We start from the raw sequence: 1,855 nt of genomic DNA, 5'->3' as shown, positions 1-1,855 counted from the left end.
CGAGGAGACAAGAATGGTCTGCGTGTCGTGGAGCATCCGGTACTGATACTCCGTGAACTGGTGCTCGTTAAAATCATCGCGCGTGGCATCCACGGCAGTGCGCAGGAAGCCCGTCGCCGTCACCAGCTCCTCAACCTCAGGCGTCCACTTTTTCACGTTGCGAAAGTCCGAAATCTCCTCGCCCGCGATCTGCTCTTTTAAGAACCTGTCGTAGGGCTTGTCGGCGTTAAAGCTCTTAATGACATAGTCCCGGTAGCGCCAGGCATTCGGGCGCTCGCGGTCCTCCTGTAACACTCCCTCGCTGTCGGCATAGCCCGCCGTATCCAGCCAGCGCCGTGCCCACCGCTCGCCGTAGCGCGGGTCTGCGAGAAGGCGATCCACGATCTTGGCATAGGCATTCGGGGCTGGATCCTTGATAAATGCCTCCAGCTCCACAGGAGTCGGTGGCAAACCAATCAAGTCATAGGTCACACGGCGCAGAAGCGTGCGCTTGTCCGCCTCGGGGGAGAAACCAAGGCCTTTTTTCTGGAGTTCTGTTAGTAGAAAAGCATCAATGGGATTTTCCGCCCCCAAGACCGTGGGAACCGTCGGCGACACGGGCGGACGAAATGCCCAGTGCCCACCGCCCTCGCTCGCCCCCTTTGCCCCGCTACGAATCCAGCTCAGCACACGCTGGGTTTCGGTGGGAGTCAGCTTTTGCGGCGACGGCGGCATGCGCCCCGAGGCGAGTGCCTCATAGAGCGCGCTTTTTTCGGGATGGTCTAATCGAATGGCCTTTCCCGATGCACCGCCCTGAAGAAGCCCGCCGAGTGTCCGTAGATCCAGCCCCGCCTGCGCCTTGCGCGCGCCATGACAGCCCAGGCACCGCGTGGCAAAGAGCGGCAAGATCGCTTTTTCGTAGGTCAGTGGAGCAGGCAGGCTCTTTGGGAGAGACTGTGAAGGGGCGGCAACACTGGCCAGAGTGCCCAGTAGGCTGGTCGCGGCGACGGCCAGTATCCCGAAAACCAGGCTCTGATGGATCGTTCCTCGCATAGCAACACTCCCTCTCAGAACTCACTGTACCGGAGTGTAGGGAAGTAGGCAACTCTCACATGGGCTTTGGCGGGAGAGGTACTATCCGGATATGCTCCCCACTGCGCTTCTGCTCGATCTCGATGGCAGGCTCACCGACTCGATTGGTTTGATTGTCCACTGCTACCAGCAAACACTGACTCTCTTTGCGGGCCGCACGCCAACCCGGGAAGAGGTCGTCCCCAAGATCGGGCGGGCGCTCCCCACGCTCTTCGCCGAGGAGAATATCGGGGATGTAGAGGAGCTGCTGACTTTCTGCCGCTCGCTCTCGTGACCAGGTGATTATCACCAGCGACGATACCCAAAATCACAAGCCTGACCCGGAGCCACTGCTCCTCGCGGCCACGCGCCTTGGTATCGCCCCCGAGCACTGTGCCTATCTGGGCGACTCGATCCACGACCTGCACGCCGCCCGCGCCGCTGGGATGCAGGCCCTCGCCGCACTCTGGGGCCCCTCCGAGCCAGAGACCCTGCGGCCTCTGGCTGACCAGAGCTTCGACTCACCCCGTGCGCTCTTAGCGCTTGGCTAGCTCCTGGCGAGTTGCGATAGGCACGTAGCCGATCTCTAACCCCTTGGGTGGCTTGACGAGCTGGGCCGGATCGAGATCCGCGAGCTTGCCGAGTTTTGGCGGCGGAAGGTACTCACGGTTCTTGGTCCAGGTGCGGTGCAGCTTCTCCACTTTGAGCTGCATCTTCTCCCGCTCCGCAGCCGTTAAGTCGGCATTGAGTAGCGCGGGCTGGTCGGCGAACCGGTACCAGTAGTAAGTCACGACACTGCCATCGC

General features: G+C 61.4%; 3 protein-coding genes and 1 pseudogene. 2 read left to right on the top strand and 2 right to left on the bottom strand.

The features are described from left to right. Positions 1-1,032: DUF1549 domain-containing protein (locus ACH2EH_RS08565; RefSeq protein ID WP_395140774.1), on the bottom strand; the 1,032-nt coding region annotated here is incomplete at its 3' end. A 91-nt stretch (positions 1,033-1,123) separates the two neighbouring features. Between ACH2EH_RS08565 and ACH2EH_RS08560 the strand changes: the two genes are divergently transcribed. Continuing rightward, positions 1,124-1,345, top strand: a complete 222-nt coding sequence (locus ACH2EH_RS08560; protein ID WP_395140772.1) for a hypothetical protein — start codon at positions 1,124-1,126, stop codon at positions 1,343-1,345. 4 nt (positions 1,346-1,349) lie between these two features. Next, positions 1,350-1,601 (top strand): HAD family hydrolase, encoded by a 252-nt coding sequence (locus ACH2EH_RS08555; RefSeq protein WP_394795370.1) that lies wholly within the window; start codon positions 1,350-1,352, stop codon positions 1,599-1,601. Here the strand turns inward: ACH2EH_RS08555 and ACH2EH_RS08550 are convergent. Then, positions 1,587-1,855: pseudogene (locus ACH2EH_RS08550) on the bottom strand (hypothetical protein); the annotation flags it as partial. The gene ACH2EH_RS08555 and the pseudogene ACH2EH_RS08550 sit on opposite strands and share 15 nt — an antisense overlap.

This window comes from Armatimonas sp., from assembly GCF_043760365.1.
Taxonomy (GTDB): Bacteria; Armatimonadota; Armatimonadia; order Armatimonadales; family Armatimonadaceae; genus Armatimonas.
The sequence above is the reverse complement of the archived record's forward strand: the minus strand, read 5'-3'. Positions and strand labels throughout refer to the sequence as shown.

Coding starts and splice junctions, on each gene's coding strand:
- ACH2EH_RS08560 (WP_395140772.1), top strand. CDS start 1,124: ATGCTCCCCACTGCGCTTCTGCTCGATCTCGATGGCAGGCTCACCGAC.